Source organism: Alphaproteobacteria bacterium (assembly GCA_004295055.1).
Taxonomy (GTDB): Bacteria; Pseudomonadota; Alphaproteobacteria; order SHNJ01; family SHNJ01; genus SHNJ01.
On record SHNJ01000030.1, the window covers coordinates 23,326 to 37,688 of the forward strand.

Annotated in this window: 11 protein-coding genes and 2 tRNA genes; 10 read left to right on the forward strand and 3 right to left on the reverse strand. The window is 50.1% G+C overall.

All coding sequences use genetic code 11. The annotated features are described in order from the left end of the window. Positions 1-115: 115 nt before the first annotated feature. Together EYC62_07025 and EYC62_07030 are read right to left on the reverse strand one after the other, a co-directional pair. Positions 116-190: transfer RNA gene (locus EYC62_07025), tRNA-Asn, on the reverse strand. A 122-nt stretch (positions 191-312) separates the two neighbouring features. Next, positions 313-386: transfer RNA gene (locus EYC62_07030), tRNA-Cys, on the reverse strand. Positions 387-530: 144 nt separating this feature from the next. Here EYC62_07030 and EYC62_07035 point away from each other — a divergent pair. From EYC62_07035 to EYC62_07050, 4 genes are all read left to right on the forward strand, one after another. Next, the gene (locus EYC62_07035; protein TAH33054.1) at positions 531-1,235 is read left to right on the forward strand and encodes a protein-L-isoaspartate O-methyltransferase; all 705 of its coding nucleotides are present in this window, start codon (positions 531-533) and stop codon (positions 1,233-1,235) included. A 6-nt stretch (positions 1,236-1,241) separates the two neighbouring features. Further along, positions 1,242-1,571 (forward strand): sulfurtransferase, encoded by a 330-nt coding sequence (locus EYC62_07040; protein TAH33055.1) that lies wholly within the window; start codon positions 1,242-1,244, stop codon positions 1,569-1,571. An 83-nt stretch (positions 1,572-1,654) separates the two neighbouring features. Continuing rightward, on the forward strand, positions 1,655-3,010 hold the full coding sequence (locus EYC62_07045; GenBank protein ID TAH33056.1) for a type I secretion protein TolC: 1,356 nt from the start codon (positions 1,655-1,657) through the stop codon (positions 3,008-3,010). 201 nt (positions 3,011-3,211) lie between these two features. Continuing rightward, on the forward strand, positions 3,212-3,985 hold the full coding sequence (locus EYC62_07050) for a DUF2497 domain-containing protein (protein ID TAH33057.1): 774 nt from the start codon (positions 3,212-3,214) through the stop codon (positions 3,983-3,985). Between the two features lie 7 nt (positions 3,986-3,992). Here EYC62_07050 and EYC62_07055 read toward each other — a convergent pair whose 3' ends face one another. Further along, on the reverse strand, positions 3,993-4,682 hold the full coding sequence (locus tag EYC62_07055) for a class I SAM-dependent methyltransferase (GenBank protein ID TAH33058.1): 690 nt from the start codon (positions 4,680-4,682) through the stop codon (positions 3,993-3,995). A 200-nt stretch (positions 4,683-4,882) separates the two neighbouring features. On the opposite strand from EYC62_07055, the gene EYC62_07060 reads away from it, so the two are divergent. The 6 genes from EYC62_07060 to guaA all read left to right on the forward strand — a co-directional run bounded on the left by EYC62_07060 (position 4,883) and on the right by guaA (position 14,351). Then, positions 4,883-5,341: a PEP-CTERM sorting domain-containing protein gene (locus EYC62_07060; protein TAH33059.1), complete on the forward strand. Its 459-nt coding sequence runs from the start codon at positions 4,883-4,885 to the stop codon at positions 5,339-5,341. Positions 5,342-5,442: 101 nt separating this feature from the next. Then, positions 5,443-8,106 carry an alanine--tRNA ligase gene (alaS, locus tag EYC62_07065; protein ID TAH33060.1) on the forward strand — a complete coding sequence of 888 codons (2,664 nt, stop codon included), beginning with the start codon at positions 5,443-5,445 and terminating at the stop codon, positions 8,104-8,106. Between the two features lie 230 nt (positions 8,107-8,336). Continuing rightward, positions 8,337-9,020: an RlmE family RNA methyltransferase gene (locus EYC62_07070; GenBank protein TAH33061.1), complete on the forward strand. Its 684-nt coding sequence runs from the start codon at positions 8,337-8,339 to the stop codon at positions 9,018-9,020. 934 nt (positions 9,021-9,954) lie between these two features. Beyond that, on the forward strand, positions 9,955-11,436 hold the full coding sequence (gene guaB, locus EYC62_07075; protein ID TAH33062.1) for an IMP dehydrogenase: 1,482 nt from the start codon (positions 9,955-9,957) through the stop codon (positions 11,434-11,436). 15 nt (positions 11,437-11,451) lie between these two features. Further along, positions 11,452-12,759, forward strand: coding sequence for a methyltransferase domain-containing protein (locus tag EYC62_07080; protein ID TAH33063.1), 1,308 nt, complete (start codon positions 11,452-11,454; stop codon positions 12,757-12,759). Between the two features lie 35 nt (positions 12,760-12,794). Continuing rightward, positions 12,795-14,351: a glutamine-hydrolyzing GMP synthase gene (guaA, locus tag EYC62_07085; GenBank protein TAH33064.1), complete on the forward strand. Its 1,557-nt coding sequence runs from the start codon at positions 12,795-12,797 to the stop codon at positions 14,349-14,351. The last annotated feature ends 12 nt before the right edge of the window (positions 14,352-14,363 follow it).

Sequence of the window (14,363 nt, forward strand, 5' to 3'; positions counted from 1 at the left end):
GTTTTGGGATTGGGGATGGCTTGCCACCCGAAGCCTTTGCCGGACCAGTCCCCCTACGCTCGTTCCGAGCTTCGGAGGACACCCTACAACTTGTGTTTATTTTGACGGCGTAGGGTGGCTCCTCGAGCAGGATTCGAACCTGCGACCAATCGATTAACAGTCGATTGCTCTACCGCTGAGCTATCGAGGAATACCGTGGAGTAGGCTAAAAACCAGAAATCATGACGAATGTCAAGATATCAGTAAAAGCCTTAGATCTTGCGAGGAATTTAGGGTGGTGTGGCGGCTAAATTCCGAGCGAGAACCCATAAATGGAGGCGCGGAGCGGAATCGAACCGCTATTCAAGGATTTGCAATCCTCTGCATCGCCACTCTGCCACCGCGCCAGAAGGAACAAGAAAATAAGTAAAAACCCGGCTAAAAGCAAGCGCCCTGTGGGATGTCTTATAAGATACCAGAAAAATGCGATTTATAAGGCGAAATAGGGTATTGGATTGCATCTTAGGCGTAATTTGGATAATTTTCAGCCTATGACCCAATCCATGCAAAAAACCATTCATAATTTTGATTTTACTCAGGCGCGGCAAAATATGGTCGATGGCCAGGTGCGTACCAACAAAGTTACAAGCCACGCGTTGATTCGACGTTTGCGTGATATTCCGCGGGAAATTTTTGTAACGCCGGATCAAGCGGCGGTTTGTTATATTGACGAAGATCTGCCATTGCCGAATGGTCGTTTTCTGTTGGAACCAATGGTGCTGGCGCGTTTAATTCAGGCGGCGGAACTGACACACACGGACAGTGTGCTGGATGTTGGATGTGCCAGCGGATATTCTTCCGCAATCATAGCGGGATTATGTGCCACAGTGATTGGCGTTGATCGCGATAAAAATTTAATTGATCGCGCCGTTAATAATATTCGCGAATTATCCATCGCCAATTGCGCGTTTATAACAGGCCCAATGTTAACCGGTCATTCGGCAAAAGCGCCATATGACGCGATCATAGTCAACGGTTCGGTATCCGAACTGCCGAATGTTTTGTTCGATCAGTTGCGGGATGGCGGCCGTTTGTTGTGCATATTGAAACAATCCGGTGCGCAAGCCATCGCGCTTGGACCTGGCAAGGCCATGATTTATCGCAAATCTGGCGCTGTCATTTCCGGCCGCGCCTTGTTCGATGCGGCGTCGCCTTATATCGAAAGTCCCCAACAAACCAGTAAATTTGTTTTCTGACCTGAAATGGCATTAGCAACTATGCAGTGTGATGTCCGGCAATTGCAGGCAATGTTAAATCAATCGCCTGGTCCGTGTTTGATCGATGTGCGCGAGAAATGGGAATTGGATATATGTACCTTGCCCAACGCCTTGCATATACCCCTGGGATTGCTGCCGCAACAATTGGCAGATTTGCCGAAGGAAAAAGACATTGTCCTATTTTGTCACCACGGAATGCGCAGTTTAAAGGCGCTCAGTATTTTACAAGCAGCGGGGTATAGCCGGGCAATCAGCCTGCAAGGCGGGATTCATGCCTGGGCCGAGCAAATTGATCCGGGGATGAAAAAATATTAAGCCAAGTTTTTCCCTTGGCGGCCTGTCTTGAAATATAGTAATTTTGTTTTAATTACTGGATCAGGTACCGCTGCACGAAAAAAATGAAAAAATCATTTGCATTTCATCTCCTGTTAGGGATCGGATTAATCTTGCCGGTTTCGGCGCATGCTGAAACGTTGCAGGAAGCCATGTTGGATGCATACAAGCAAAATCCAACCCTGCAGGCAAAGCGTGTGGAATTACGCGCCGTCGACGAAACTTTGGCAGAGGCGCTGAGTGGTTATCGTCCCACGGTATCCTTGGATGCCAATGCCGGTATCAGCAAAAGCGACAGCAATTCCAGCAGTCTCACGTCATCGAATGACGACACTTTAACGCCGCGAGCGGCGGCTTTAACGGTGGTGCAACCATTGTTTCGTGGGGGGCGCACCGTTGCCGCAACCAACCGCGCGGAATTCGATATTCAATCCACCCGTGCGGAATTGCATCAAACAGAACAGCAGATTTTGCTTTCCGCAGTTGCCGCGTATATGGATGTGTTGCACGATCGCGCGGTTGTTGAATTGAATCAAAACAATCAAAATGTATTGGAACGCCAGTTGAAGGCGACGGAAGACCGGTTTACGGTCGGTGAATTGTCCCGTACCGATGTATCTCAAGCTGAATCCCGGGTTGAACGCGCCAAGGCTGGCGTTATAACCGCGCAAGGGCAAGTGGCTACTTCACAGGCCAGATATGAACGGATTGTGGGCCATCTGCCAGGGCCGGAAATAAATCATCCCGTTGCTTTGACAGGATTGCCTGCCAGCCGGCAGGAAGCAATTGAGCAAGCGGAAAAGAACAATCCGCAAATTCAATCGGCGATATTTCGTGAAAAATCGGCCAAGGAATCCGTGGACGAGATTAGGGGCTTGGAGTTACCGGAAGTTAGTTTAACCGGCAGCGTTTCGTCGTCATGGGAACAATTTCGCGATGGCGATCAGACCGATGAAAGCAGCGCTTTGGTGCAGCTAAGTTTTCCATTTTATCAAGGTGGCGCGGTTATGGCGCGCACCCGCGCTGCTGGCGAAGTGGCCAATCAGCGCCGTCTGCAATTAACCGAAGCGAACAGGGCGGTTGCGGAATTGGCGGGAAGCGCCTGGGATGATTTAGCAACGGCGCGCGCGAATATTGAAGCCTATCAAGCGTCCATCAAAGCGGCGGAGATTGCGCTTGAAGGCGTAAAACAAGAACAAGAGGTGGGATCGCGCACTGTGCTGGATGTATTGGATGCGGAACAAGAATTATTGGATGCGCGCGTCAGTTTGGTTTTGGCGCAACGTAATGAAGTGATCGCTTCTTACGCTTTGTTGGCGGCGGTTGGCCGATTAACCGCCCAGGATCTAAAACTGACCGATGAAATTTACGATCCGATGCAGCATTATAAAAATACCCGCACCCGCTGGTTTGGATATTAAAATTCAGGCTGTTTTTCGTATAAATTATTCTTTAACAGCAACAGAAATTACAAAACTTGTTGAAAAATAATGATAATGCTTGCCTTTCGGCTGGTAATTTGTGTTCTACTATAGTGTATATGATCTACTACTGGCGGTAACATATCGTTGCTGCGCGTTCTGTCGTCCAATACTCGCGTTTTATTTTTTAAGCATAGCCGCATGAGTCAACAAGACAAAGGTCAAGGCGAACCATCTATGGAAGAGATCCTGGCGTCAATCCGCCGGATTATTTCCGATGATGACAAAGACGAAGAACCAGCTATAGAAGAAGCTGCGCAGGATGCTGCTGCCGAAACTGCTGCGCCAGCGGCGGTGACGACACCCGATGCTCCAGTAGCGCCAATCCCGCCCACCGAAAATCCGCAATCACCGCCAGAGCCAATGTCCGATACACCCGCCATGGAAACTGCTCCCTCAGAAACTCCTGCCGAAGAGATAATTGCAGAAGTAGTCGATACGCCGCCGGTTGAAGGCGCGGAAGAATTGGAGTTGACTGAAGTAATCGAAGATACGCCGCAGGAAAAACCAGCGGAACAGCCAGTCTCCGTCGCTAAGCCTGCGCCGGCCGCCGCGCCAAAAAGCGAAGCCTTGGCCGAGGAAGGCCGCAAAGCCTTTTTGAAGGAATCTCCCGGCGCCGTTCCTGCCGTTGTGCCCAAAGAAACGGCGATGGACAGTGATTTTGTTGGGCTAGTGTCACCGCCAATCCGCGAGATTTCCACAAATACGCTGGCGGAGCTTGCCGGGGCTATTCATGCCCGTGGTTTCATGTTAGGAAATGTGTCTATGACCCTAGAAGATTTAATCCGCGATTTAATGCGTCCGCATTTGAAAGACTGGCTGGATAAAAACTTGCCAGGCATTGTCGAACGCATGGTCCGCGCTGAAATTGAACGCATGGCTAACGAAGCCGAAGCGCGTAAAGATTTAATTTAACCTGAAATTAAAGCCCAATTACAAATTGGGATCGATAGACGAAAAAGTAACGATAAGAAATCGTGCCTAAAAATTCATCCACGGCGCGCTTGATGGACAATTCATTGCCGGCATCGCGCCAATAATAATCGTCGCCGCACAAAACGCCGCCGGATTTGATTTTTGGATGCCAGGCACGCAAATCCTGGGCGACGGCTTGATAACTGTGATCGCCGTCGATATATGCCCAATCCAATGATGCATCTTGAATTTTTGCCGCTGCGTCCACCGATGTGTGGCGCATAATTTGCACATTGTTCTGATTGGCAAAACGTTTTGCGACATAATGGTATATATTTTCGATGCCTGCGCCGTCATCCACTTTTTCCATATTGATGCCGGGCGGCAAACCGTGGCGCGCGCCGATCGTGACGATGCCTTCATCGAACTGCCACGGATCGATCAGATATAATCGTTGTGGATCGCGAAAGCGTAAAATCTTTTCGGAAAAATCGCCTTTCCATACGCCGACTTCGGCGCCATTGCTGTTGGCGGGAATGCAATTCAATAATACATAACGCGAACCGGCGGCTTTTTTGAATTCCTTGTCCGTGATGCGGCTGATCCAGTCCTGCAAATAAAGCGGTAACAGGCGCAGTCCGCCGCGATTGCGTTTGGTGTAAAGTTTTTCGAATTTTTGCTGTAATGCTGTGGCCATGGCAGACGCTATAACATGCAAAAGACGGTTTTTCAATTAATTGCAATGTAATCCTGGGCGCTGTATTTAAATCTGATGCCTAAAAAACAGGCCTGTTTACAGCAATCATATCCTTTTCAACTAAAAATATATTGCAAAAAGATATATTTTATGATATATCTATAAGCCATTAAAAAATAATAATATTTTGGAGGATGGGGATGCAAAAGGGTATTTTCGCTGCAGGTGCAGCCGTTATGGTTGCCTGTCTTTCTGGGAATGCAAAAGCTGCTTTTATTAGCTCGGAAACTGTGATGGTATGGGCTCCTAAAACCAGCAATGTCGGCCAGGGCGATCCTGGTTACGATGCGATGAGAAACGTCGTACATGTTAGCTCATCCACGTATGCGGCAATGAGCGTTCCAGGTATCGTAGCCAATGGCATAGCGGATTATCTGGATCTGCCAAAAATTGTCAGTCCTTGGGGGTCAGAACGCCGTCAGACCGTACCAGTTTTTGAAAATGCCCCACGTTTCACTTTTGAATCAGGCGGACCAATTCATGCTGGCGGCGGCGGTGGAAGTGGCGGCGTGCCGCAAGGCCCATCTGTTCCAGCACCGGGCGTATTGGCATTGTTGGGCTTGGGGATCTTGGTTATGGGTGGACGCCGGGCACGTTAATTCGCGGCTATATTCCAACAAAATTGAATTATATTGGCGGTTTTAGGATTTAACGGCTATAAATATTATCCCGATAAATTAACGTTTTTATGGATAATATAATGCCGACCGGTAACGACATTCGTAAGACTTTTCTAGATTTTTTTGCCAAGAACGACCACACCATCGTTCCATCCAGTCCACTTGTGCCGCGCAACGATCCGACCTTGATGTTCGCCAATTCCGGCATGGTGCAATTTAAAAATTATTTCACCGGCGCGGAAAAGACCGATTTAAAACGCGCGACCACCTCGCAAAAATGCGTCCGCGCCGGCGGCAAGCATAATGACCTTGAAAATGTCGGGTATACCGCGCGTCACCATACGTTTTTTGAAATGCTGGGCAATTTTTCGTTCGGCGATTATTTTAAGGAACGCGCGATTGAACTCGCCTGGAATCTTATTACCAAGGAATACGGGATTGACAAAAAACGCCTGTGCGTGACCGTGTTTCACGAAGATAACGAAGCCATTCAATATTGGAAAAAAATCGCCGGTCTAAGCGACGATAAAATTATTCGTATCGCTACATCCGATAATTTCTGGTCGATGGGCGATACCGGCCCGTGCGGTCCATGTTCGGAAATTTTTTACGATCACGGCGATAAAATTGCTGGCGGCCCGCCGGGTTCGCCCGATGCCGATGGCGACCGGTTTGTTGAAATCTGGAATCTGGTATTCATGCAATATGAACAAGTCAGCGCCGATAAACGCATTGCCTTGCCGAAACCGTCTATCGATACCGGCATGGGTTTGGAACGGGTCAGCGCGGTTCTGCAAGGCGTGCATAATAACTATGACACGGATTTGCTGCGCGATTTGGTTACCGCATCGGCGGATATCAGCGGCAAAAAAGCCGAAGGCAAGCAATTGGTTTCCCATCGCGTGATCGCCGATCATTTGCGAGCATCGTCATTCCTGATCGCCGATGGCGTGTTGCCGTCTAACGAATGGCGCCGTTATGTGTTGCGCCGGATCATGCGCCGCGCGATGCGGCATGCGCATATGCTGGGTTGCACCGATCCGCACATGCATAAATTGGTGCCTTCGCTGTTGACGTTGATGGGCACGGCTTATCCAGAATTGGTGCAGGCAAAAGTTTTAATTACCGAAACGCTGAAGATCGAGGAAGAGCGTTTTAAAACCACGCTGGGCAAGGGATTGAAACTGCTGGACGAGGAATTGGCGAAATTGCCAGCATCCGCGAAATTGCCGGGCGATGTGGCGTTCCGTTTATACGACACGTTTGGATTTCCGCTGGATCTAACCCAAGACGTTTTGCGCGCCCAAGACCGCGCGGTCGATACGGCAGGATTCGATTCCGCCATGCAAAAGCAAAAAGAAGATGCGCGCAAGGCCTGGGCCGGATCGGGCGAGGCGGCGGATGAACGCGTTTGGTTCGATATCAAGGAAAAAACCGGCGCGACAGAATTTTTGGGTTACGACACGCTGACCGCCAGCGGCAAAATTACGTCCATAGTCCAAGGCGGCAAGTCGGTCGATAAATTGGCCAAAGGGGCGGAGGCCTGGATCACCGTCAACCAAACGCCATTTTACGGCGAATCGGGCGGCCAGGTCGGCGATACCGGCGAAATGAAAACCGAATCGGGCGCGGTATTGACCGTAACCGACACGCAGAAAAAACTGGGCGATGTGTTCGCGCATTTGGTGAAATCCAACGCCGATGTCAAGGTCGGGGATGCGGTAAATATGATTGTCGACACAGCGCGGCGAAATCAAATCCGCGCGCACCATTCGGCGACGCATTTGCTGCACGAAGCCTTGCGCCAAAAACTGGGCACGCATGTCGCGCAAAAAGGATCTTTGGTTTCGGACGAACGGCTGCGGTTCGATATTTCGCATAACAAACCGATGACGGACGAAGAAATTCTGCATGTCGAAACCGAAGTGAATAAACGTATTGCTGGCAACACCACCGTCAGCACCCGCTTGTTGCCAAAGGATGATGCCGTGGCGCTGGGCGCGATGGCTATGTTCGGCGAAAAATACGCCGATACGGTGCGCGTGATCGGCATGGGCGGCGTCGATCCAGGTGCGAAAAAAGAATATTCGCTGGAATTATGCGGCGGCACGCACGTATCGCGTACCGGCGATATCGGATTTTTCCGCGTGACCTCGGAATCCGCTGTGGCGGCGGGCGTTCGCCGGATCGAAGGTCTGGCTGGCGGGGCTGCGATTGCCTATACCCAAGCCGAGAATAAAATCCTGCAAGGAATCGCCGATACATTAAAGGTGCCAGTGCCGGAATTGCAAAACCGGGTGCAGCAATTGGCCGAAGACCGCAAGCGTTTGGAACGCGAATTGTCCGATTTAAAAAAACAAATGGCATCGGGCGGTTCCGGTGGAGGTTCATCGCCGGATGTGAAGGATGTTGGCGGCATTAAATTTTCCGCGCGGCAAGTGGACGGTATTCCAGCCCGCGATTTGAAATCGATTGCCGATACGATTAAATCGAAATTGGGATCGGGCGTGATTGCGGTGGCCACATCGGACGAAGGCCGTGCGTCGATTGTTATTTCCGTAACGCCGGATTTAACCGCTCGCGTCAGCGCGGTGGATTTGATTAAACTTGCAACGCCAATTTTGGGCGGACAGGGTGGCGGCGGACGGCCAGAAATGGCCCAAGGCGGCGGACCGGATGCCGGAAAAATTGCCGATGCCTTTGCCGCGATTGAAAACGCCTTGCGGCAAAAACAGGCGGCCTAAAATACAGCATATCAAGATATGGATGGGGTTTATCTGGCGGTGATCTAGTTTAAGAAATTCCCCTCCCTTCGGGAGGGGGCAGGGGGAGGGTAAGATTCGGTGATAAACATTTGCCACCGCAATTTCGGATAGACCTTACCCCCCTCCTTATCCTCCCCCAAAGGGGGAGGAAGTATTTCCAGATTCTTATCCATTTATGATTTTAAACGAATTGACTGCTATAGGTTCTTATGACTAAAGATAAAGATTGGAAAAAAAGCGTCGGCAAGCGGCGCAAGGCTGTGCGGGTAAAGAAAAAAACCGGCCAGACCAAATCATCCCACGCCTGGATTTCGCGTCAGGTCAACGATCCTTATGTCGCGGCGGCACAGGAACTGGGCTATCGATCGCGTGCGGCATTCAAATTGCTGCAACTGGATGAAAAATACAAAATCTTGCGGCGCGGGCAAAATGTGCTGGATCTTGGCGCCGCTCCTGGCGGGTGGGTACAAGTCGCGCTGGCAAAAGTCGGTAAGGGAAATTTATTCGGCATCGATTTGCTGCCCATCGATCCTATCGATGGGGCGGAATTAGTCATTGGCGATATGCGCGATGACGCATCGATTGCCAAAGTTACCAGTTATTTCAAAGATGGTGTTGATGTGGTGTTATCCGACATGGCGCCCAATTCGACCGGCGACGCATCGACCGATCATTTGCGCGTGATCGCGCTTGCTGAAATTGCACTAGACGTTGCTGTGCAAGTTTTAAAACCGGATGGCTGGTTCGTGTGCAAATTCTGGCAAGGCGGGGCAGAAGGCGAGTTACGCCAAAAATTGCAAAAACATTTCAAAAAAGCAATCTTCGCCAAACCGGAAGCCAGCCGCAAAGAATCGGCCGAAATGTATTTGGTCGCACAAGGGTTTCGCGACTAAACTGTAATTACCCTCCCCTTGAGGGAGGGTCAAAGTTGCGTAGCAACTTTGGGGTGGGGACTTTCTCTATCCGATTAAGATGATTTATAGTATCTACCACCGTATCCCCACCCCAAAATTTCTGTTGAAATTTTGTGCCCTCCCTCAAGGGGAGGGCAGTAAGTATTTTGTATTTGTTTTTCTTTTTGACTTATTCGTTTTTTTCCTGTATGATCATTAAAAGCTTAATAAATAGGGTATTTAACTACGTGCAAGCAATTTTATTACATAGCCAAGAACTAAGCAGCCTGTTAATGGCCGCTTTGGCTGTTGCTTCCTTGCCTGGTTATTCTTTTAGCTTTTCGCGATTTTTCGGCGCCAGCCGATAATATTCCCCCATTTTTAAGGCCATAAGCGCCCGTCGAATTTAAAAACCCTCCAAAGGGTTATTCATCATTTTTTTATGGAGAATTATTATGCCTGCAACTTGGGAACATCTAACTCCGAAACCTTCGGATTCTAAAGTAGTATCTGGTGCAAAACGCAGCAATCTAGGACCATTACAAACAGTTAGATTGATTGACCGCAGCCGAGGGTCTAATGGCTAAAAAACCAATTCTAAAGAGGCAGGGTACCAAACCACCAGCGCAAAGCGCCACCACAGAAAGGGCGTCTGCAGGCTGTAGGTATAGTTTACACGAGCAGGGTGATCTTGAGCTTGGACCCGGAGCAGGTTCGGATATTGCCGGGCCTGCTGCCAATCCTAGAGTAGTGTCAGATGAATTTGTAAGACTGTATTTAGAATTGCATGGAGGGGCGGTGCGGGACGTGCATTATTAGTGGGAATAGGGCTAAAATCCCCTTAAATACAGCGTATTTTTCACTTTCCTTTTGCTAGGAAATGTGTATAAATGCAGTGCAACTTAAACAAAAATGAATAAGAAAGAAGTTGCACATGTTCTCCGCACCTAAAAAGATTTCGATTACCGAGGCTTTGGCCTTTGACGACGTATTGTTGAAACCGGCGGCATCGAATGTATTGCCTGGCCAAACCAACACCAAATCCCGAATTACCCGTAACATCGAAATCGGCATTCCGATTATTTCATCGGCCATGGATACGGTGACCGAGGCGCGGATGGCGATTGCCATGGCGCAATCGGGCGGACTTGGCATTATTCACCGCAACTTTGCCATCGCCAAACAAGCCGAAGAAGTTCGCCGCGTTAAAAAATTCGAATCCGGCATGGTAATCAATCCGGTTACTATTTTCCCAGACCGCCCGCTTGCCGATGCTTTAAAATTGATGGCGGATGAAGGCATTTCCGGCGTTCCGGTGGTGGAGCCATCGGGCGGAAAGTTGGTTGGCATTCTGACCAACCGCGATGTGCGTTTTGCCACCGATGCCAAACAATTGGTCCGCGAATTGATGACTAAAGATAATTTGGTTACGGTGCGCGAAGGCGTATCGCATGACGAAGCCAAAAAATTGCTGCACAAACACCGTATTGAAAAATTGCTTGTGGTGGACGATCAATATCGCTGCATCGGTTTGATTACGGTCAAGGATATGGAAAAAGCGAATAAATATCCGAACGCGACCAAGGACGAAAAAGGCCGCCTGCGCGTTGGCGCGGCGGTTGGCACCGGCAAGGACGGCATTGAACGCGCCACCGCGTTGATTGATGCGGAGGTTGATATTGTTGTTATTGATACCGCGCACGGCCATTCGGCTGGCGTGATCGAAACCGCGCGGCAAATCCGCAAATTGAATAGTTTTACCCAAATTATCGCCGGTAACGTCGCCACGGCCGATGCAACCAAGGCATTGATCGATGTCGGCGTCGATGCGGTAAAGGTTGGTATTGGTCCGGGTTCAATTTGCACCACGCGTATTGTTGCCGGTGTGGGCGTGCCACAATTTACCGCGATTATGGATTGCGCCGAAATTGGGCATAAACATAATATTCCCGTGATCGCCGATGGCGGTATCCGGTATTCGGGCGATGTGGCCAAGGCGATTGCGGCAGGCGCAGATTGCGTGATGCTGGGTTCGTTGATTGCTGGCACCGATGAAAGCCCGGGCGAAGTATTTTTGTACCAGGGCCGTTCTTATAAATCCTATCGCGGCATGGGATCATTGGGCGCAATGGCGGATGGATCGGCCGACCGGTATTTTCAAAAAGAAGTCGATTCATTGAAATTCGTGCCGGAAGGCGTCGAAGGCATGGTCCCATACAAAGGCTCGGTAGCGCAAGTATTGCACCAATTGACTGGCGGCCTGCGCGCGGCGATGGGATACACCGGACATGCAACGATTCAATCGATGCAGGCAGGATGCGAATTCGTGCGGATTACAGGTTCAGGATTAAAAGAAAGCCACGTGCACGATATTACCATCACCCGCGAAGCACCGAATTATAAGCTGGCGTCATAGTAAGTGTAGAATTTCATGACTCCTTCAGCCCGAATAACGGCGATCATCGACATTCTAAAAGAATTCGAGACTTTCGCGCGTCCCATCGACCGGATTTGCGATGCCTATTTTCGCGCGCGGCGGTTTATCGGCGGCGGAGACCGGCGATTTATTAGCGATCTTGTTTACAAAATCATGCGCCATAAAAGGAAACTGGATTGGTGGATTGGGCAAGGCGGTTTCGGCCTGATGCCTAATGCGCGCACCAATGCGTTGGCGGCACTGGTGTTTTTGGAACGATGGAATATGGATCAAATCGCCGGCGCATTTACCGACGATAAATATGCCAGTGGCGCGTTGAACGAGGTGGAGCAAAAATGGGTGGGGCGATGGGCCAAATCCCCGCCGCAAATTTTATCGGCGGATATGGACGATGCGACGAAATTGGAATGCCCGGCCTGGTTATTGCCAAAGATCCAAGAATATTGGCCCAACTGGCAGGAATTGCTGACAGTCATGCAAACCGAGGCCAGCGTCGATTTGCGGGTGAACAGTTTGCGCGGATTGCGGGATGAAGTGTTTGCGCAAATTTTGGGAGCTTTGCCAGAGGTGGAAAAAACACCATATTCGCCGCTCGGACTGCGATTAAAACAACGCGCCAATCTGGGCAATCTGGAACAATTGAAAGACGGCACGATCGAGGTTCAGGACGAAGGATCGCAATTAATCGCGCTGTTATGCGCGGCGCGGCCGGGAATGTCGGTGCTGGATTATTGCGCGGGCGCGGGCGGTAAGACGCTGGCGCTGGCGGCGGAAATGCAAAACAAGGGCCGCGTTACCGCATGCGACAATCACGATGCACGATTGAAAAAATCGGTACAACGGTTCCGCCGCGCAGGCGTGCATAATCATGAATTGAAACTGCTGGATAAAGATGGCGAAAAATGGCTGTCGCGGCAGCATGGGCGGTTTGACCGCGTGTTGTGTGATGTTCCGTGCAGCGGCACGGGAACCTGGCGCCGCAATCCGGATATGCGGCACCGTTTTAGCGAAAAAGACTTGGCCGAATTGATCGAAGTACAGCAGAATATTTTAAATCAAACCGCGCCGTTGGTAAAATCCGGCGGATGGTTGATTTATTCCACCTGTTCCATTTTGCGCGAAGAAAACGATGCGCAAATCGAACGGTTTTTGGCGGCCCATCCGGAATTTGCATTGGCGGATATTTCCGAACCTTTGTGGGCGTGGAAATTGGCGCCGGATAAGGGGTTTTTGCGCCTTAATCCCGCCGATCACGCTACTGACGGATTTTTTGCGGCGGTGTTGATTAAAGTCGGCAAATAAGCTATTTTATCGCCTTATTTAACAAAGGGAGCCTGATGCAACACGATAAAGTTCTTATTCTGGATTTCGGATCACAAGTTACCCAATTAATTGCACGGCGCGTGCGCGAAGCGGGAGTCTATGCGGAAATCGTTCCCTTTAATACTGATGCGCAAAAAATTAAATCTTATAATCCCAAAGCGGTGATTTTATCGGGTGGCCCCGCTGGCGTTTACGAGCAAAATGCGCCGATGCCGCCGCAAATCGTTTATGATTTGAATGTGCCGGTTTTGGGTATTTGTTATGGCGAACAAGCATTGTGCCATCAGTTGGGCGGCAAGGTGGAACCTGGCGCACAGCACACGCGCGAATTTGGCCGGGCGCAATTGAAAATAGTCGATGACTGCGCGTTGTTCGACGGTGTCTGGCAAAAAGGCAAGGATTACCAAGTTTGGATGAGTCATGGCGACGCCATCACCGCCATTCCATCCGGGTTTAAAACGGTGGGCACCAGCGACGGCGCTCCGTATGCAGCGATTGCCAATGAAAATAAAAGGATTTACGGCGTGCAATTCCACCCGGAAGTAATGCATACGCCGGACGGTTCGAAATTGCTGGGCAATTTTGTTAAAAAAGTCGCGGGTTGTCGCGGCGATTGGACTATGAAGGCGTTCCGCGAAGAAGAAATCGCCAAAATCCGCAAACAAGTTGGCAAGGCGCGAGTGATTTGCGGCCTGTCGGGCGGCGTCGATTCGTCTGTGGCGGCCGTGTTGATTCACGAAGCCATTGGCGATCAATTGACCTGCATTTTTGTGGATCATGGTTTGATGCGCGCGGGGGAGGCAGAGCAAGTCGTTTCTATGTTCCGCGGCAAATATAACATTCCATTGGTGCATGTCGATGCATCGAAACAATTCCTTGGCGCGCTGGCTGGCGTAACAGATCCCGAAGTAAAGCGCAAAACTATCGGCAAATTATTCATCGACGTGTTCGAAGCCGAAGCGAAGAAAATAGGCGGCGTCGAATTCCTGGCCCAAGGCACATTATATCCTGACGTGATCGAATCGGTGTCGTTTAGCGGTGGGCCATCGGTGACAATCAAATCGCATCATAATGTCGGCGGCTTGCCGGAAAAAATGAATTTGAAACTGGTCGAACCATTGCGGGAATTGTTCAAAGACGAAGTTCGTGTTTTAGGCAAAGAATTAGGATTGCCGCCGGAATTTGTCGAACGCCATCCATTTCCAGGCCCAGGTTTGGCGATTCGCGTGCCTGGCGAGATTACGCCGGAGAAATTGGAAATCCTGCGTAACGCCGATAAAGTCTATCTGGATGAAATCCGCAAGGCCGGTTTATATAACGAAATCTGGCAGGCCTTTGCCGTATTGCTGCCTGTAAAAACCGTGGGCGTGATGGGTGATTACAGAACCTATAGTTATGTTTGTGCCTTACGCGCTGTGACATCCACCGATGGCATGACCGCGGATGTTTATCCATTCACCACCGAATTCCTGTCACGCGTTGCAACCCGCATTTGCAACGAAGTCGCCGGCATCAATCGTGTGGTATATGATTATACCTCAAAACCGCCGGGCACTATTGAGTGGGAATAACCACTTGACGAA

Excerpts from the sequence above, each read along its gene's own strand:
- EYC62_07035 (TAH33054.1), top strand. The coding sequence starts at position 531 with ATGACCCAATCCATGCAAAAAACCATTCATAATTTTGATTTTACTCAG.
- EYC62_07040 (TAH33055.1), top strand. The coding sequence starts at position 1,242 with ATGGCATTAGCAACTATGCAGTGTGATGTCCGGCAATTGCAGGCAATG.
- EYC62_07045 (TAH33056.1), top strand. The coding sequence starts at position 1,655 with ATGAAAAAATCATTTGCATTTCATCTCCTGTTAGGGATCGGATTAATC.
- EYC62_07050 (TAH33057.1), top strand. The coding sequence starts at position 3,212 with ATGAGTCAACAAGACAAAGGTCAAGGCGAACCATCTATGGAAGAGATC.
- EYC62_07055 (TAH33058.1), bottom strand. The coding sequence starts at position 4,682 with ATGGCCACAGCATTACAGCAAAAATTCGAAAAACTTTACACCAAACGC.
- EYC62_07060 (TAH33059.1), top strand. The coding sequence starts at position 4,883 with ATGCAAAAGGGTATTTTCGCTGCAGGTGCAGCCGTTATGGTTGCCTGT.
- alaS (TAH33060.1), top strand. The coding sequence starts at position 5,443 with ATGCCGACCGGTAACGACATTCGTAAGACTTTTCTAGATTTTTTTGCC.
- EYC62_07070 (TAH33061.1), top strand. The coding sequence starts at position 8,337 with ATGACTAAAGATAAAGATTGGAAAAAAAGCGTCGGCAAGCGGCGCAAG.
- guaB (TAH33062.1), top strand. The coding sequence starts at position 9,955 with ATGTTCTCCGCACCTAAAAAGATTTCGATTACCGAGGCTTTGGCCTTT.
- EYC62_07080 (TAH33063.1), top strand. The coding sequence starts at position 11,452 with ATGACTCCTTCAGCCCGAATAACGGCGATCATCGACATTCTAAAAGAA.
- guaA (TAH33064.1), top strand. The coding sequence starts at position 12,795 with ATGCAACACGATAAAGTTCTTATTCTGGATTTCGGATCACAAGTTACC.